The organism is Thioclava sp. F36-7 (assembly GCF_002020075.1).
In the GTDB taxonomy this organism is placed as follows: domain Bacteria; phylum Pseudomonadota; class Alphaproteobacteria; order Rhodobacterales; family Rhodobacteraceae; genus Thioclava; species Thioclava sediminum.
In genome coordinates this window covers 304,901-321,304 of record NZ_MPZR01000001.1, presented here as the reverse complement: position 1 = coordinate 321,304, position 16,404 = coordinate 304,901, and the positions used below count along the sequence as shown (strand labels likewise).

18 protein-coding genes and 2 tRNA genes are annotated in these 16,404 nt (G+C 64.5%); 10 read left to right on the top strand and 10 right to left on the bottom strand.

Annotated elements, in window-relative coordinates; all coding sequences use genetic code 11:
- Window positions 1–139 precede the first annotated feature (139 nt).
- The 3 genes from BMI89_RS01345 (at window position 140) to argF (ending at window position 3,302) form a co-directional block, all read left to right on the top strand.
- Window positions 140–886, top strand: coding sequence for a ZIP family metal transporter (locus tag BMI89_RS01345; protein WP_078520030.1), 747 nt, complete (start codon window positions 140–142; stop codon window positions 884–886).
- A 222-nt stretch (window positions 887–1,108) separates the two neighbouring features.
- Window positions 1,109–2,287, top strand: a complete 1,179-nt coding sequence (locus BMI89_RS01340) for an aspartate aminotransferase family protein (RefSeq protein ID WP_078569522.1) — start codon at window positions 1,109–1,111, stop codon at window positions 2,285–2,287.
- Window positions 2,288–2,375: 88 nt separating this feature from the next.
- Window positions 2,376–3,302 (top strand): ornithine carbamoyltransferase, encoded by a 927-nt coding sequence (gene argF, locus BMI89_RS01335; protein ID WP_078519747.1) that lies wholly within the window; start codon window positions 2,376–2,378, stop codon window positions 3,300–3,302.
- Window positions 3,303–3,323: 21 nt separating this feature from the next.
- Here the strand turns inward: argF and yihA are convergent, their stop codons facing one another.
- The 8 genes from yihA to rpmH all read right to left on the bottom strand — a co-directional run bounded on the left by yihA (window position 3,324) and on the right by rpmH (window position 10,319).
- Window positions 3,324–3,974, bottom strand: a complete 651-nt coding sequence (gene yihA / locus BMI89_RS01330) for a ribosome biogenesis GTP-binding protein YihA/YsxC (protein WP_078569521.1) — start codon at window positions 3,972–3,974, stop codon at window positions 3,324–3,326.
- Window positions 3,974–4,741, bottom strand: coding sequence for an MOSC N-terminal beta barrel domain-containing protein (locus tag BMI89_RS01325; RefSeq protein WP_078569520.1), 768 nt, complete (start codon window positions 4,739–4,741; stop codon window positions 3,974–3,976). Before BMI89_RS01325 ends, yihA begins: the two co-directional genes overlap by 1 nt.
- Window positions 4,738–6,585, bottom strand: a complete 1,848-nt coding sequence (yidC, locus tag BMI89_RS01320; RefSeq protein WP_078569519.1) for a membrane protein insertase YidC — start codon at window positions 6,583–6,585, stop codon at window positions 4,738–4,740. The genes BMI89_RS01325 and yidC overlap by 4 nt, the downstream gene beginning before the upstream one ends.
- Window positions 6,586–6,764: 179 nt before the next feature.
- Complete coding sequence (locus BMI89_RS01315; protein WP_168176750.1) at window positions 6,765–8,384, bottom strand: GGDEF and EAL domain-containing protein; 1,620 nt, start codon at window positions 8,382–8,384, stop codon at window positions 6,765–6,767.
- A gap of 80 nt (window positions 8,385–8,464) precedes the next feature.
- Entirely contained in the window at window positions 8,465–9,346 is an 882-nt protein-coding gene (gene ttcA / locus BMI89_RS01310; RefSeq protein ID WP_078569517.1) for a tRNA 2-thiocytidine(32) synthetase TtcA, read from the bottom strand.
- Window positions 9,339–9,629, bottom strand: coding sequence for a membrane protein insertion efficiency factor YidD (gene yidD, locus BMI89_RS01305; RefSeq protein ID WP_078569516.1), 291 nt, complete (start codon window positions 9,627–9,629; stop codon window positions 9,339–9,341). The genes ttcA and yidD overlap by 8 nt, the downstream gene beginning before the upstream one ends.
- Window positions 9,626–10,054, bottom strand: a complete 429-nt coding sequence (gene rnpA, locus BMI89_RS01300) for a ribonuclease P protein component (protein WP_078569515.1) — start codon at window positions 10,052–10,054, stop codon at window positions 9,626–9,628. Before rnpA ends, yidD begins: the two co-directional genes overlap by 4 nt.
- A gap of 130 nt (window positions 10,055–10,184) precedes the next feature.
- Window positions 10,185–10,319, bottom strand: a complete 135-nt coding sequence (rpmH, locus tag BMI89_RS01295) for a 50S ribosomal protein L34 (RefSeq protein ID WP_075776231.1) — start codon at window positions 10,317–10,319, stop codon at window positions 10,185–10,187.
- Between the two features lie 305 nt (window positions 10,320–10,624).
- Between rpmH and BMI89_RS01290 the strand changes: the two genes are divergently transcribed.
- Both BMI89_RS01290 and BMI89_RS01285 read left to right on the top strand, forming a co-directional pair.
- The gene (locus BMI89_RS01290; RefSeq protein WP_078539797.1) at window positions 10,625–12,049 is read left to right on the top strand and encodes a HAMP domain-containing sensor histidine kinase; all 1,425 of its coding nucleotides are present in this window, start codon (window positions 10,625–10,627) and stop codon (window positions 12,047–12,049) included.
- 146 nt (window positions 12,050–12,195) lie between these two features.
- Window positions 12,196–12,272 (top strand) — tRNA-Arg (locus BMI89_RS01285).
- Between the two features lie 410 nt (window positions 12,273–12,682).
- Here the strand turns inward: BMI89_RS01285 and BMI89_RS01275 are convergent.
- Window positions 12,683–12,758 (bottom strand) — tRNA-Ala (locus BMI89_RS01275).
- A gap of 248 nt (window positions 12,759–13,006) precedes the next feature.
- Window positions 13,007–13,333 carry a TIGR02300 family protein gene (locus BMI89_RS01270; RefSeq protein WP_078519738.1) on the bottom strand — a complete coding sequence of 109 codons (327 nt, stop codon included), beginning with the start codon at window positions 13,331–13,333 and terminating at the stop codon, window positions 13,007–13,009.
- Window positions 13,334–13,476: 143 nt separating this feature from the next.
- Here BMI89_RS01270 and BMI89_RS01265 point away from each other — a divergent pair, with 143 nt between their 5' ends.
- From BMI89_RS01265 to BMI89_RS01245, 5 genes are all read left to right on the top strand, one after another.
- Window positions 13,477–14,172, top strand: coding sequence for a SprT family zinc-dependent metalloprotease (locus BMI89_RS01265; RefSeq protein WP_078569513.1), 696 nt, complete (start codon window positions 13,477–13,479; stop codon window positions 14,170–14,172).
- A gap of 31 nt (window positions 14,173–14,203) precedes the next feature.
- A complete protein-coding gene (locus BMI89_RS01260) occupies window positions 14,204–14,860 on the top strand; it encodes a GntR family transcriptional regulator (protein WP_078519736.1) in 657 nt (218 codons plus the stop codon).
- Between the two features lie 182 nt (window positions 14,861–15,042).
- On the top strand, window positions 15,043–15,330 hold the full coding sequence (gene rpmB, locus BMI89_RS01255) for a 50S ribosomal protein L28 (RefSeq protein ID WP_078519735.1): 288 nt from the start codon (window positions 15,043–15,045) through the stop codon (window positions 15,328–15,330).
- A 160-nt stretch (window positions 15,331–15,490) separates the two neighbouring features.
- A complete protein-coding gene (locus BMI89_RS01250) occupies window positions 15,491–15,796 on the top strand; it encodes a hypothetical protein (protein WP_143593784.1) in 306 nt (101 codons plus the stop codon).
- A gap of 40 nt (window positions 15,797–15,836) precedes the next feature.
- Window positions 15,837–16,397 (top strand): copper chaperone PCu(A)C, encoded by a 561-nt coding sequence (locus BMI89_RS01245; RefSeq protein WP_078569511.1) that lies wholly within the window; start codon window positions 15,837–15,839, stop codon window positions 16,395–16,397.
- Window positions 16,398–16,404: the final 7 nt, after the last annotated feature.

Genomic DNA, 16,404 nt, shown 5'->3' with positions numbered 1-16,404 from the left:
CGTGGTTAAGTTTCCTTACCAATCCCTCGAAATTTGCGCAATCACCCATCGCAAGGCTTGCAATCATGCGCGATCCGTTCCCATCTCGCCGGGCGAACACGAAAAGGAGAGCGGCGTGAACGAGATTTGGCTCGGCCTGATGGGCGGCATGGTGGCGGGCGTCGCAACGGCCGCCGGCGCGATCCCGGCGCTGCTCGGGCGCTCCATGAGCCAGCGCACCGCCGACACGATGCTGGGCTTCGCGGCGGGCGTGATGCTCTCGGCCTCGTATTTCTCGCTGATCCTGCCGGGCATCGACGTGGCCGAGACCATGTTCGGCTCGGTCTGGGTCGCCGCCGCCATCGCCGCGATCGGGATTGCCATCGGCGCGGGCTTCGTGGCCTGGCTGAACGCGACGCTGCCGCATGAGCATTTCACATCAGGGCGCGAAGGGGCGGATGCGGCGCAACTGGCGCGGATCTGGCTCTTCGTGATCGCGATCACGATCCACAACTTCCCCGAAGGCCTGTCGATCGGCGTGGCATTCGGCGCGGGCAACGAGAACGGCTTCTCGGTGATGACCGGCATCTCGCTGCAGGACATTCCCGAAGGTCTGGCCGTGGCCGTCGCGCTGATCGGGCAGGGCTATACCCGCCGCAAAGCCTTCTTCGTCACCGCGATGACCGGGGCGGTCGAACCCGTGGGCGCGCTGGTCGGCGCGGCTGCCGTGTCGGTCTCCGGCGCGTTGCTGCCATGGGGGCTGACCTTCGCGGCGGGGGCGATGCTCTACATCATCAGCCACGAGATCCTGCCCGAGACCCATCGCAACGGGCACCAGAACCGCGCGACCGCGGGGCTGCTTTTCGGGCTGATCCTGATGATGTTCCTCGACGTGACGCTTGGCTAAACCCTCTTTACTTCCGCGCTGCCCCGGCGTAAGCGCAAACGCATGATCGCACGGACCGCATATATCACCCGTCCCCGACGTCGCCGCTGAAGCGCCTGACGTCCGATCTGCCGTGGCATGCCGCCACACCCTATCCCAAATCGCTGACCTTAGGCCCCTGAATGTTGACAGCCCCCCGGGACTGTTGCACGCATTTGCCTTCTCTTACTGGAGTTTGACCCGATGATCCCCTCCGTTTTGCCGACCTATAATCGCGCACCGCTCGCCTTCGTGAAGGGCGAGGGTTCCTGGCTGGAGACGGCGGACGGGACCCGATATCTCGACATGGGCGCGGGGATTGCGGTGAATGCGCTGGGTCATGCCGCCCCCGAACTGGTCGAGGCGCTGACCGAGCAGGCGAGCAAGCTGTGGCATGTCTCGAACCTCTACCAGATCCCGCAGCAGCAGGCGCTGGCCGACGCGCTGGTCGAGAAGACCTTCGCCGATACGGTCTTCTTCACCAATTCCGGCACCGAGGCTGCGGAACTCGCGATCAAGATGGCGCGGAAATACTGGTCCTCGAAGGGCGAAGATCGAACCGAGATCATCACCTTCGATGGCGCCTTCCACGGCCGCTCCACCGGGGCGATCTCGGCCACGCCGAATTCGGAAAAGATGGTGAAGGGCTTCGGTCCGCTGCTGCCCGGTTTCACCCAGCTTCCCTGGGGCGATCACGAGGCGCTCAAGGCTGCCGTCTCCGACAAGACCGCCGCCATCCTGATCGAACCGATCCAGGGCGAGGGGGGTATCCGGCCGGTGCCCGATCAATGCCTGAAAGGGCTGCGCGATCTCTGCGACGAGACCGGCGCGCTCCTGATCTTCGACGAGGTGCAATGCGGCGTGGGCCGCTCGGGGCGGCTGTTCGCGCATGAATGGGCGGGCATCACCCCCGACATCATGATGGTCGCGAAAGGCATCGGCGGGGGCTTCCCGCTGGGCGCGGTTCTGGCCACCGAAGACGCCGCCTCCGGCATGGTCGCGGGCACGCATGGCTCGACCTATGGCGGCAACCCGCTGGGCTGCGCTGTCGGCGCGAAGGTGATGGAGATCGTCTCCGAGCCTGCCTTCCTCGATCAGGTGAACGCGCGCGCTGGCTTCCTGCGTCAGAAGCTCGAAGGGCTGATCGCCGCGCATCCCGACACGTTTGAGAGCGTTCGCGGCACCGGTCTGATGCTCGGGCTCAAATGCAAGCGCGCGCCGACCGATCTCGTCGCCGCCGCCTACGATCAGCACCTGCTGACCGTGCCAGCTGCCGACAATGTGCTGCGCCTTCTGCCCGCGCTGAACATTTCCGAGGCCGATCTGGCCGAGGCCGTGACCCGCCTCGATGCCGCCGCGTCGCAACTCGAAAAGGCCGCCTGACTTCCTCTTGGCGTAAATATCCTCGGGGGCTGCGCGGGAGCGCAGCGGGGCGGACAGCCCCTCAGGCCCCTCCACGAAAGACAAACCGATGAACCATTTTCTCGATATCCACAAAACCGACCCCGCCGCGCTGCGGTCCATGATCGACCAAGGCATCGCCATGAAGCAGGCCCGCAACGGTCGCCCGAAAGGCGCGCCCGATGACGAGCAGCCGCTGGCCGGTCACATGGTCGCGCTGATCTTCGAGAAGCCCTCGACCCGGACCCGCGTCAGCTTCGATGTCGGCGTGCGCCAGATGGGCGGCCAGTCGATGGTGCTCTCGGGCGCGGATATGCAGCTGGGCCATGGCGAGACCATCGCCGACACCGCCCGCGTTCTGTCGCGCTATGTCGATCTCATCATGATCCGGACCTTCGAGGAGGAAACCCTGCTCGAGATGGCGGAATATGCCTCGGTGCCGGTGATCAACGGTCTCACCGACCGCACCCACCCCTGCCAGATCATGGCCGATGTGATGACCTATGAAGAGCAGCGCGGGCCGATCGCGGGCAAGAAGGTGGTCTGGTCGGGCGACGGCAACAACGTCTTCGCGAGCTTCGCCCATGCCGCCGCGCAGTTCGGCTTCGATCTGACCTTCACGGGTCCGGAAACGCTCGACCCCGAGCGCGCCTGGCTGGACGTGGCCGAGAAGGCGGGCCACCCGATCACCATCGAGCGGGATCCGGTCAAGGCGGTCGAAGGCGCCGATCTGATCGTCACCGATACCTGGGTGTCGATGCACGACCCGGAATCCGCGAAAGAGCGTCGCCACAACCAGCTGCGGCCCTATCAGGTCAACGAGGAGCTGATGAGCCACGCCAAGCCCGACGCGCTTTTCATGCATTGCCTGCCCGCGCATCGCAACGACGAGGCGACGAGCGGCGTCATGGACGGCCCGGCCTCGGTGATCTTCGACGAGGCGGAGAACCGTCTGCACGCGCAGAAGGCGGTGATGCGCTACTGCCTCGGCAAGTAACGACAGCAGCCGGGCAGGGGGTTACTCCAGCCCGGCGATGATCGCGCGCAGCGTCTCGATCCCTTCGCCCTTCTCGGACGAGGTCAGCACGATCTCAGGGAAGGCGGCGGGGTGTTTCGCGAGCGCCTTGCGCACCTGATCCAGCACCTTCTCGCAATCCTTTGCGCTGACCTTGTCGGCCTTCGTCATCACGACCTGGAAGGGGACGGCTGCGCGGTCGAGCAGCGTCAGGATTTCCTCGTCCACCGTTTTCACGCCGTGACGCGTGTCGATCAGCACGAAGGCGCGGCGCAGCGTGGCGCGGCCCGAAAGATAATCCTTCAGCAGCGCCTGCCATTTCGCGACCACCGCCACGGGGGCCTGGGCAAAACCATAGCCCGGAAGGTCGACCAGATAGGGACCGTCCTGCGTGGTGAAATAGTTGATCTCCTGCGTCCGGCCCGGCGTGTTCGACGCCCGCGCAAGGTTGCGGCGGTTCGTCAGCGCGTTGATCAGGCTCGACTTGCCGACATTGGAGCGGCCCGCGAAACAGACCTCGATCCGGTCGGCAGGCGGCAGCCCCTTCATCGCGACGACGCCCTTGAGGAAATCGACGGGAGCGGCGAAAAGCTTGCGTCCGCGCTCACGCGAAAAATCGTCGGGGGCCTCGGCCAGCGGGAAATTCAACTCCATCAGAGTACCTCGATCTTGTCGCCGCGCGCGATGCGGCCCGGTTTGGTGACGAGGCAGAACACGCCAAGGTCGGTATGCCCGTAGTGGCGTTCCAGCTCTGCCAGCATGTCGATATCGCGTTCGCCCGTCTCGAGATTGGCGTCCGTCGCACGGCAACGCCCGATACAGGCACGCAGTTGCAGTTCCGCCTCGCCAACGCGCACCGTCTTGCCGATCAGGTCCATCTCCGCGAAAGGCTCCCAGCCCTCGACCCAGAGATTGGCGCGGAAGCGACGGCGGTCGATCGGCTTGCCCACCCGTGCCGAAAGATCGTCGAGCGAGGCCTGCCCGATCAGCGAAACATAGGGCAGGGGGTCGTCGGTGAAGGCCCGGTCGGGGCCGCGCACCAGCGCGGTCGGGCGCGGTGCACTGTCCGGCCAGAAGGTGCGCAGCCATTCGAATAGCTTGCGCTGGTCGGCTTCGCGCTCGGGGTCGATCTCGAGATGCCATTGCTCGGGATGCTCCAGCAGGATGTGCCCGTTATCGAGCATCCGAGAGGTGACCCCCATCAGCCCCGGCGCCGAGCGCCCGATCACGAAGTTGATCTTCTGGCCCCAGCTATCGGCACGTCCATCCGCGCCGACGCCTACCTTGGAGCGCTCGTGCAACACCGCCCACTCCCGGTCGCAAGGCAAGACGCGCCCCTCTTCAAGGGACGCGTCCTTCAGTTCCTCTACCCCGATCGACTTGATCGGATGTCGGTAGATGCGAGAGAGCGTTGCGCTCATTTCTTCTCTTCGGCGGGTTTCTTCCGCTGGAAGCTCTCTTTGATATTGCCGAACAGATCCGGGCGTTTCCCGTGCATCGACATGATCGTGTACTGCTGGAGGAACGTGATCGTGTTGTTCGTGATCCAGTAGAGCACGAGGCCCGAGGCGAAGCTGCCCAGCATGAACATGAAGACCCACGGCATCCACGCGAAGATCATCGCCTGCGTCTTGTCCGTCGGCGCCGGGTTCAGACGCTGCTGGAACCACATCGACACACCCAGAAGGATCGGCAGGATGCCGAGCGACAGGATGAAGAGCGGCGAGCCCGGATCGGGCGCTGCGAAGGGCAGCAGGCCGAACAGGTTCAGGATCGAGGTCGGATCGGGCGCCGAGAGGTCATGGATCCAGCCGATCCACGGCGCGTGATACAGCTCGATCGTGACGTAGATCACCTTATAGAGCGAGAAGAAGATCGGGATCTGGATCAGAAGCGGCAGACAGCCCGCGGCGGGGTTCACCTTGTGCTTCTTGTAGAGCTCCATCATGCCCTGCTGCATCTTCTGGCGGTCATCGCCAGCGGCTTCCTTCATTTTCTCCATCTCGGGCTGCAGCTCTTTCATGCGCGCCATCGAGATGTAGGACTTCCGCGCCAGCGGGAAGACGATCAGCTTGATGATGAAGGTCAGCGCGATGATCGCCCAGCCCATGTTGCCGATTGCGCCGTGCAGGAAGTGCAGCAGGCGGAACATCGGCTTGGTGAGGAAGTAGAACCAGCCCCAGTCGAGCGAGTCGACGAATTTCGGAATCGGGACATTGTCCTGATAGTCGCGCAGGGTTTCCCATTCCTTTGCACCGGCGAAGAGGTGGGTCTGCGCGTCGCCCTTGGCGCCCGGCGCGACGTCGATCACCGGCAGGCGGGTCTCGGTCTGGTAGATGTCGGACTTCTCGCCCGAATATTTCACGACCGAGGTGAACGGGCCCGAGATCGGCGCCAGAACGGTCTGCCAGTATTTGTCGGTGAAGCCCGTCCAGCCGGCGTCCTGCACCTGCTTGATCTCGGCCTGACCCTCGGCGCCCTTGTTGTCGAGCTTGGTGATGTTCTTGTATTTGATCTCTTCGAGATTGCCGTCATCCATCGCCACGAGGCCTTCGTGGAGCACGTAAACGCGGCGCTCCTGCGGGATGCCGTGACGCGCGATGATGCCGTAGGGAGCAAGTTTCACGGCAGCGTCGGTGCCATTCTGCACCGACTGCTTGATCGTGAAGAGATACTTGTCGTCGACCGAGATCTCGCGCTGGAAGGTCAGGCCGTGGCCGTTGTCCCATTGCAGCGTGACCGGGGTGTCGGGCGTGAGCTTGCCGTTGCCGACCTGCGTCCAGACCGTGTTCGGACCGGGCACCTGATCGCCGGGCAGACCGCCTGCGGGCAGCCAGCCATAGACGACGTAATAGGGCAGGGTCGAATTGCCGGTATCGCCGCTGATCGGCGACAGAAGCCGCACGTCGGGCGAATCCTCGGCCAGCGTTTCCTTGTATTTCTTGAGCGAGAGGTCGTCGAAACGCCCGCCGAGAGTCGAGATCGAGCCCTCGACCGCAGGGGTGTCGATCTCGATGCGCGCGGCGCTCTGGGATTGGGCGCTCGCGGCTTGGGACATCGTCGCCGTATCGACCGGCGCGCCTGTGGAGCCGGCGGCGGTCTTCGGTGCGATATCAGTGCCTTCGGGCGTAGCGCTCTGCTCTGCGACCGGTTGGCTCGGTGCCGTTGTCGTGTCTTCCGTGGGCGGGAAGAAGTAGGTCCAGACGCCCAGCACGAGCGCGGAAAGCACCACCGCGAGAATGAGATTCTTGTTTTGGTTGTCCATGAAACCCTAATTCCACAAGCCTGTCGAAAACTTGCATGGGTTCAACAGAAGGGGCAGCCAAAGGTCAAGCCATTTTCCCTTGAAACAGTGGATCGGGCATGGTTTGCCATCACGCTTTTGGCCCGGATCCGGGGTTCGCAGTCGCAGCGCCCGGTCTGAGGTGCGGTCTTTGGGGTGGCTCAACGCCTGCCGATTTGCGGCGTGGCGTCGAGCTTGGTGCGATGGCGTTCCGCCCATTCGAGGAATTCGCTGATCGGCATCGGCGCGGCAATCGCTTGGCCCTGCACCGCCGAGCAGCCCAACTGGCACAGCATCGCGTGTTCGGCGATTCCCGGCACCCCTTCGGCGAGCGTCTCCAGCCCCAGCCCCTCGGCCATCGACACGATCGCGGCGGTGAGGCGCTGGTGTTCGGTGTTGTGGTCGATCTCTGCCGTGAGCGAGCGATGGATGCGCAGCCGCTGCGGCCCGATCTGGCGGATCGTCTCCGCCGAGACGGGGCCGGAGCCGAATCCCGCCAGTTCGATCAGGCAGCCTAGGCGCTTGATCGCGTGCAGCGTATGGCTGCAGACCGGATCGTCGAGCCGTGCCACCATCGCCTGCGGGACGATCAGCCGCAGCCGGTTCGGGGCGATCTCGAAGCGGTCGAATTCCCAGGCCAGCCGCTCGGCCAGTTTCGGGTCGCTCATCTGTCCGGGCAGGAAGGGGAGAGAGGCCGGGCCGAAATCGCTGCCATCGCGGGCGATGTCGCGCAGCGCACCGCAGGCCGCGTAAAGCATCACCTCGGAGAAGCGCGCGCCCAGCCCTGCCGCCTCGATTGCGGGGAGTATCTCGCGTTCGGTCAGAATCCCGCGCTGCGCATGAAGCCAACGCGGGATCGCCTGAAATCCGCTGATACCGCCTGTGTCGGTGGAAATCTGCGGCAGGAAAAACGCCTTGATATGGCCCGCTTCGAGCGCCTCTCCGACACTGGCGGACAGCGGATGCGCGCCCGGGTCTTTCGTGGCGATCTTGTCCGAGCGGGAGGAGCGGATCGCCCCCGGGCCGGACTGCATCGCGCGGTTGGCCGCGGTCTCGGCGCGCGAGAGCGCCGCCTCCGCCTCTGTGTTGGCGCGCGCGTCAGCCTTGGCCTGCGTGGCCGCGTCGTCGCAATAGGCCGGGGCGACCGCACTTCGACCCACGAGGTGAAAGCCGATATGCATGGTGATCTCCTGCGTCTGCTCGGCGATCACGTAAGGCTCGCTCACCGCTTCCTGAAGGCGACCGCAAAGCTGGATCATCCCTTCGAGGCCAAGCCGCGGTGTCGGGCGCAGCAGCACCGCGAAACGCGCGCCGTCCCAGCGCGTGACCACATCGCCGCTGCGCAACTGCGCCTGTAGCCGTTCGCCGATCCGGCGCAGCAGAAGATCGAATTCCTTCGGGTGCAGTCGTCGCAGCACCTGATCGGGTGCGTCGAGCCCGAGGATCAGGCATCCGGTCGGGCGATTGCGCCGCTGCGAATCCTGCAAGGAGGCGGCCATCTCGGCAATCGCGGCACTCGGCGGCAGCAGGCCGGTCGCCGGGTCGCAGCCTTCCTCGTCGATCTCGAGCGGAACGGGCAGGGGGCGGGTCATCCAGCCCACCAGAATCGCGGTCAGGCCGATTAGCACCATCGCCTCCGGCCCGACCCAGAGCAGGGCGAGCCCGCAAGCCGGCAAAAAGGCGATCATCTCGCGTCGGAGCAGAACCGGACCCGGCTTGCCCTGATATCTTGCGCGCAGCTCTGATTTGCGGGCGGCGCGCTTGCCCCCGTCATTTCCCATGACACCTACCCCCGTGGCACATGCGGGCCCCTCAAGGCCCCCTTCGCCAGCAAGGCTAGACGTCATTCGTGTTCAGCCGGTTAATCGCGCTCGCGCAAATCCGGGACGTTTTCGTTAAAATCCGCTTCACCCTCCGCGCGGCGCTCGAGCCCCGCGAAGTCGAAGATCGAGGGGTCGCACAGATGCGAGGGGCGCGCGTTCATCAGCGCCTTGAACATCTTGTTGCGGCGGCCGGGGGCGTTCTTCTCCCAGCCGTCGAGCATCATCTTCACCTGCTGGCGCTGCAGCCCGTCCTGAGAACCGCAGAGGTCGCAAGGGATGATCGGATAGTCCATCGCACGGGCGAATTTCTCGCAATCGGCCTCGGAGACGAAGGCCAGCGGGCGATAGACGAAGAGATCGCCTTCCTCGTTCAGCAGTTTCGGCGGCATCGTCGCAAGGCGCGAGCCGTGGAACAGGTTCATGAAGAAGGTCTCGAGGATGTCGTCGCGGTGATGGCCCAGCACGACCGCCGAGCACCCTTCCTCGCGCGCGATCCGATAGAGGTTGCCGCGCCGCAGCCGCGAGCACAGCGCGCAATAGGTGCGGCCCTGCGGGACCTTGTCCATCACGATCGAATAGGTGTCTTGATATTCGATCCGATGCGGCACGCCCATTTTCTCGAGAAATTCCGGCAGCACGGTCGCGGGAAAGCCCGGCTGGCCCTGATCGAGATTGCAGGCCAGCAACTCCACCGGCAGCAGCCCTCGCCATTGTAGCTCATGCAGCACGGCCAGGAGCGTATAGCTGTCCTTGCCGCCCGAGAGGCAGACCAGCCAGCGTTGCCCGCGTTCGATCATCCCGTATTTCTCGATCGCCTCGCGGGTCTCGCGCACGATGCGCTTGCGCAGCTTCTTGAACTCGGTGGTCGAGGGTGCGCCTGCGAAAAGCGGATGGATCGGGCTGTCTTCGTCATCAAGCATCTGGAGTGTCCTTCGCGTCAAGCGCATGGGCGCAACGATGGGCGGCGTCAAATTCGGGATCGGCCCCGGGCACCGGGTCATAGCCATGCCCGCCCCAGGGGTGGCAGCTCAGGAGCCGCTTCCCGGCCAGCCATCCACCCTTCACCGCACCATGCCGCTCGAGCGCTTCGAGCGCATAGGACGAACAGGTTGGCTGATAGCGGCAGCCATGCCCCATCCAGGGGCTGAGCAGCAAGCGATAGGCATGAACCGGTAGGGCAAGGATTCGGGCGAGGGGGCTCATTTGCGTTTGCTCCCCTTGGGCTTGCGCGGCCGCGGTGGGGAGATCGGCAAATCGTGAATGATCGTGAGCACAGTCTCGAATTCGGCCAGCATGGCGGCGAAGTCGCGGGTGGCGGTCGCCTCGGGGCGACCAACCAGAACATAGTCCCAGCCCGGCCGACCCGCCTTGGGCAGAACGGCGCGGGCGATTTCGCGCAGACGCCGTTTCGCGCGATTGCGCGCCACCGCGTTGCCGAGCTTCTTCGAGCAGGTGAAACCCACGCGGATCAGGTCGGGGGCGACGGGCTCGTCTTCGCGGCGCTTGCGCGCCTGCAGCAGAAAGCCGGGCATCCCCTTACGCTGCGCCGAGGCCGCTTTCAGGAAATCCGCCCGCTGTCGCAGAACCGCGGTCGGACGAGACGGATCATCTGAGCGTATGGCGGCCATCAGGCGACCTCCGGCGAATAAACGACGCGCAAAATAGCGAAGCCGCCGGTCTTTTCACCGATCCGACCCGAGGGCCCGACCTGCGAAAAGCATCCGGCGGCGTCAAAAGCCAGTCGCGGCTGTAACGGCCTTAAGCCGACAGACGCTTACGGCCCTTCGCGCGACGGGCGTTGAGAACCCGGCGTCCACCCTTCGTGGCCATGCGGCTGCGGAAGCCGTGGCGACGGGCGCGAACGAGGTTCGACGGCTGGAACGTGCGTTTCATCGTTTTCACTCCGGTTCGGGCCCAGAAACAGGATTCGAGGGCCAGATAGCATTTCGAAGCCGCTCTTTAGTGACCTCTCCCCAGCAAGTCAATTCGCCAAAGCGGGTTTTTTCCGGCTTTTCCGGTCGCTTCGCACGGATCGTGACCGCTCACGGGGTTTTGCCTTCTGCGCGAGCCGCCTATCTTGTGCGCAAAGCGCGGCTGACGCAGGGGACGGTATCCTTGCATCCTGACCGGCGGTGCATCAAGAGTGACATTGAAGGGGACGGGCCGATCCTGCGGGACGGCCTTGCGTTTGATAGGCGATGAAAGTGAACACTCTTTCAGGGCGGTTTCTGATCCTGACCACGGTTTTCGTGGTGCTCGCCGAGGCGTTGATCCTTTTGCCGGGTTTGGCGAATTTTCGCGAAGACTATCTTTTGACGCGACTTGAGCGTGCGCAGATCGCCTCGCTTGCGCTTCTGACCACCGACACCACTATAGCGCCCGATCTGGAAAAAGAGCTTCTGTCCAATGCGGGCGTCTTCAACGTGGTGCTGCGCAGAGACGCGGCGCGGCAGCTGGTGCTGTCCTCGCCGATTCCCTCTCCAGTGACCGAAACCTACGACCTGCGCGATTCGACCGAATGGACGCGGATTCGCGATGCGGTCCACGCGCTCTTCGATTCCGGGGATCGCGTGATCCGGGTGCTGGGTCAGCCGGTGCAGAAGGGCGGTATCGTGATCGAGGTGACGCTCGCGACCGAACCGATGCGGATCGCGATGGTCGAATACGGGCTGCGGCTCCTGTCGATCTCGGCGGTCTTCTCGGTGATCACCGCCGTTTTGCTGTTCCTTCTCGTGCGTCGCCTGATGGTCGTGCCGATCAAGCGGCTGGTCGCGCATATGTCTTCTTATGCGGACGCGCCCGAGGATGCGCGGCGCATCATAACTCCGCAGGCCAGCGTCGAGGAGCTGCGCGTGGCGGAAGAGGCGCTGGCCTCGATGCAACAGCAGCTCACCGCGTCGCTGCGCCAGAAGGAGCGTCTCGCGCAGCTCGGGCAGGCGGTCGCCAAGATCAGCCACGACCTGCGCAACATCCTGACCACGGCGCAGCTCTTTGCCGATCGGATGGAAAGCTCCGACGATCCCGGCGTGAAGCGCGCGGCCCCGAAGCTGACCGGCTCGATCGAGCGCGCGATCAACCTTTGCGAAACGACGCTCGCCTTCGGCAAGGCCAAGGAGCCGCCGCCGACGTTGTCGCGCTTCATGTTCGGCGAACTGGCGCAGGAGGTTCTGGAGAACGAGGAGCACCCGAGCGAAGGCCCGCTCGTCGATTTCGTCACCGACATGCCGCCGAATCTGGTGATCCGCGCCGACCGCGAGCAGCTGTACCGCGTGCTCAACAACCTCGTGCGCAACGCACGACAGGCGATCGAGGCGACCGGTCAGAACGGCACGGTGGAGATCGGCGCGGGCGAGAATGCCGATGGCTGGTGGATTCGCGTCCAGGATAGCGGCCCCGGCCTGCCGGAGACTGCGCGCGAACACCTCTTCAAGCCCTTCACGGGCGGCACGCGCGCGGGCGGCACAGGCCTTGGCCTCGCCATCGCCGCAGAGTTGATTCGTGGCCATGGCGGGCGTCTGGACCTGGTTCGGACCGACGGCAACGGCACCGAGTTCCGGATCTTCCTGCCCTCAGATATCGCGCTCGATTGCGCTTCCGAGAAGGGCGCAGGCGCAATTTCCTGAGCCTGCGCGGGGTTACGTTCCGGGAGGTGCGTGCCGATCTTCAGGGCTTCCGCGAGGGCATCCAAGAATTTTGACGGTTTTCCAAAATTGCCTCGAATTTGCTCTTGCATCGCTCCGACGTGGCCGTTACATCGCCCCACATAAGCGGACCCGTAGCTCAGCTGGATAGAGCACTTGACTACGAATCAAGGGGTCGGGCGTTCGAATCGTCCCGGGTCCGCCATTTCCCCCTCCTGCTGAAAATAAATGCCTCGCAGGCCATACCTGTCGTTCGCGCTGTTGTCTGCTGCGGTCTGCGCGCTCTGTCGGTCGTGCATGTTGAGCCGTGGGCCCTCGATCGTTCTTAGAGTTGCCTCGTCCGACAAGCTCTCGCTGCGCTGCGAGAGGAGCTCCGGGTCGCGCATGGGTGTGGGGTGCCGCGGAGATGTTTGAAGGGTGGCTATGGGCGCTGATCGACGCTCTGCGTCCTCTCCCGGGCGGGGTCCAAAGGCAAGACGCTTGGAGGTCCTCTCGAGGCTCTCTCAGGCGTCTGTCGGGAGCGCCGTGATGCTCAGCTGCTTTCAGAAAACAAAACCCTCGGAAACGCGAAACCCCGCCACGAAGGGCGGGGTTTTCGGCGTGTCGAAGTTTGTTTGGTGGAGCCAAGGGGAGTCGAACCCCTGACCTCTTGAATGCCATTCAAGCGCTCTCCCAACTGAGCTATGGCCCCACCGGAGGTCCAGCGGGTAGCCCCGCTGTGTGGGGAGGCGTATAGGCAAAGCGCCGCGGCGGCGCAAGAGGAATTTCGTCCCGAACCGCGCGAAAATTTCGTCACTCTTACCTTCCCGAACGTCAGTCATCATCTGTACCCAGAAACCGGGCGCGAGGCCGCGTGCCGGGGCAGGGCGCCGGGCCAAAGAAAAAGGCGCCACGGTTTCCCGTCGCGCCTTGATCAATGGTCCCGAGCGGCCCAGCCGATCAGTTGTCTTCCTTATCCTCGGTGCTGACATCCGCGATGTCATCGAGCGAGACATTGTCGTCATCGTCGTCGTCGTCGAGCAGATCGTCGTCGAGATCCACGTCACCGTCATCGGTGTCGAGATCGTCATCTCCGAGACTGACGTCATCGTCTTTCTGAGACGACGTCTTGTCGGTCGTAAGCGTACGGCCGCTGCCCGAGGTCAGAGCCTCGAGGGTAAAGGTGTTGTTGCAGACCGGGCAGGTCATCGGGTCGTTATTCAGGTCGTAAAAGCGGCTCGCGCAATGCGGGCACAGACGCTTGACGCCCCATTCCTCTTTCGGCATGGAATTCTCCTGCGCACTTAATCCAGCAGAGTCGCAGCCACCTGCCACATGCCGGGCAGGGTGTCAAAGCCTTTTCGTGCCTTTTCTGGTCGGGCTGCGACCCGCGGGCCACCCCTCGCTGTCGAACCTTTCGGAGAAAGCTTCTGTCCCGCACGCCCCCCATTCCCGAACTGCCTGAGGTGGAGTTGGTTCTCCGCCGCTCCGGGCGCGCGCGCAGGTTCTCATTGCGGGTGTCGCGGGTGGACGGCCGGGTGGCGCTCACGATCCCGCGGGGTGCGTCCGAGCGCGAGGCTTTGGCCTTCGCGCGCTCGCAAACCGAATGGCTACGCAAGACCCTCGGGGCGATTCCGCCCGCGCAGGCGGTGCGATTCGGGCAAGGCATCCCTTTCGAGGGGCAGATGCTGACATTGGAGCCCGCACGATTGCGCAGCCCGAAGATCGATGGCGCGCGGCTCTTGGTGCCCGAAGATCCGGCGCGGCTGGGCGTGCGGGTCGAGACCTTTTTCAAACACGCGGCCCGGATGCGGCTCCATGCGGCCAGCGCGCGCTATGCCTCCGAGATCGGGCGCGACTTCGCCAAGATCACGATTCGCGACACGCGCTCGCGCTGGGGCTCGTGCAGCTCGACCGGGGCGCTTTCCTATAGCTGGCGCCTGATCATGGCGCCGCCGGAGGTGCTCGACTATGTCGCGGCCCATGAGGTCGCGCATCTCGAGGAGATGAATCACTCGCCCGCCTTCTGGCGCGTCGTCGAAGCCCTGCGTCCGAGCTTCAAGACAGAGCGCGCCTGGCTCAAGCGCGAAGGGTCTGCGTTGCATGCGATCCGGTTTCGAGATTGACCCCGGCTGCTAACGTGATCACAAAAAGCGCATGACCACGATTTCCACACGCCCCATCGAGACCGCCGCGCATGATCGGCTCTACCGCGCCTTGCGCCAGCAGATCATGGTGGGGGAGTTGCTGCCGGGCACCGCGCTGACGCTGCGGGGCTTGGGCAAGCAATATGGTGTCTCCATGACCCCCGCGCGCGAGGCGTTGCGGCGGCTGGTGGCGGAAGGGGCGCTGACGCTGTCGAGTTCGGGCCGCGTCGCCACGCCGGAGCTGTCGAACGAGCGGATCGAGGAGCTGGCGGCGCTGCGCGCACTGATCGAGCCGGAGCTGTCGGCCCGTGCCCTGCCGCGCGCCCACCTTGCGCTGATCGATCGTCTCGGCGCGATCAACGTCGCCAATGCCGAGGCCGTCGCGAAACAGGATGCGGTCGGCTACATCCGCACGAACCTCGAATTCCACCGCACGCTCTATCTGCGCGCGCAGGCGCCCGCGATGCTCGCGGTGATCGAAACCGTCTGGCTGCAACTGGGGCCGACGATGCGCGCGGTCTACACCAAGCTGCAGCGCAACGAGCCGCCGCGCCACCACCGAATGATTCTCTCGGCTCTGCGTGCGGGCGACGAACCGGCGCTTCGATTGGCCGTACGCACCGATGTGACCCAGGGTTTGCGCCATCTGGCCCAGCGTGGCTGGTAAAACCGCCCCTGAAGCGATGCGTGAGGGGCATAAAAACGGCTTGGGCGACTTGACGCGAGACGCCATTGCCCGTATTCCGCGCCAACAGATTTTCGGGCGCTGCCATGCGGCGCCTTCTCATGTTGGGGCCGGGCGCGCGATTCGCGTAACTTCGGCCAGGTAAGAAACGAAGGAAGAATGCCATGTCGCGCGTTTGCGAACTGACCGGCAAGGGCCCCACGACGGGCAACAAAGTGAGCCACGCGAACAACAAGTCGCGTCGTCGCTTCCTGCCGAACCTGAACGATGTCTCCCTGATCTCGGACACCCTGGGCCAGAGCTTCAAGCTGCGCGTTTCCGCAGCCGGCCTGCGCTCGGTTGACCATCGCGGCGGTCTCGACGCGTTCCTCGCCAAGGCGAAGGATGCAGAGCTGTCGGTGAATGCTCTGAAGATCAAGAAAGCGATCGCGAAAGCTCAGGCAGCCGCCTGATCCTTTCCGGATCCACAGTTACGAAAACCCCGCGCCTCGGCGCGGGGTTTTTGCTTATGCGGCGTTATCTGCCATATTTCCCTCCCAGCGTCGTCACGCTAGTGTGAGCGCCATGTGGAGGACGCGCTTCAAGCTGCCAATCGGGATCGCCGCGGCGCTCATGCTGGCTATGACCAGCATGACGATGGCGGTCGCACGCGGTCAGGCGCGCGTCGCGGGCGAGGTGGTGCTCTGCACCGGCTACGGCGTGACCACGGTCAGCGTAGATGCCGAGGGCAAACCGACCAGTCCCGCCCATATCTGCCCCGACATGGTGCTGGCGATGATGGCCGCCGTCGCGCTCGCGCCGGCTCTGCCGACACCGCCGAAGGGCGAGGGGCGCAGCGTCGAGACGGTCGAGCCCGAGACCGCGCAGGCGCAGGCCGTCTTGGTGCCGCGCGCCCGCGGACCGCCCGTGACCGTCTGACCCCCAAGCTTTCAGACGAATACACCCACAGGAGACGCAAATGATCCGCAAATACCTGATGAGCGCGGCCCTGATCGCCGCAGCTCTCCCCGCCTTCGCCGCCGAGCCGATCCAGATCCTCGACCCTTACGTCCGGGTCTCGACCCCGATGTCGAAATCGGCGGCGGCCTTCATGGAGATCAAGAATATCTCCGATCTCGACGATCGCCTTCTTTCGGTCAGCTCGAACGTCGCCGCGCGCGTCGAGCTGCACACCCACAAGCAGGGGCCGAATGGCGAGATGCAGATGCTCGAGGTCAAGGAGGGCTTCGAGATTCCCGCCAAGGGCGAGCATGTCCTGCAGCGTGGCGGCGATCATGTCATGTTCATGGGGCTGGTTCAGCCGCTCCATCAGGGCGACATGGTCACGCTCAACCTGCGCTTCGAGAAGACGGGGCTTATGGTCGTGGACATCCCGGTCGATCTCAACCGCGATCAACCCGCCGCGGCAACGCCGGATAGTGCACCGGTCGCCGATCCGCAGATTTCACATGAAGACATGACCCACGGGGAGCCCGAGCATACCGAGCCCACGATGGACAAGAAAGAAAGCGATATGTGAGCCGGGC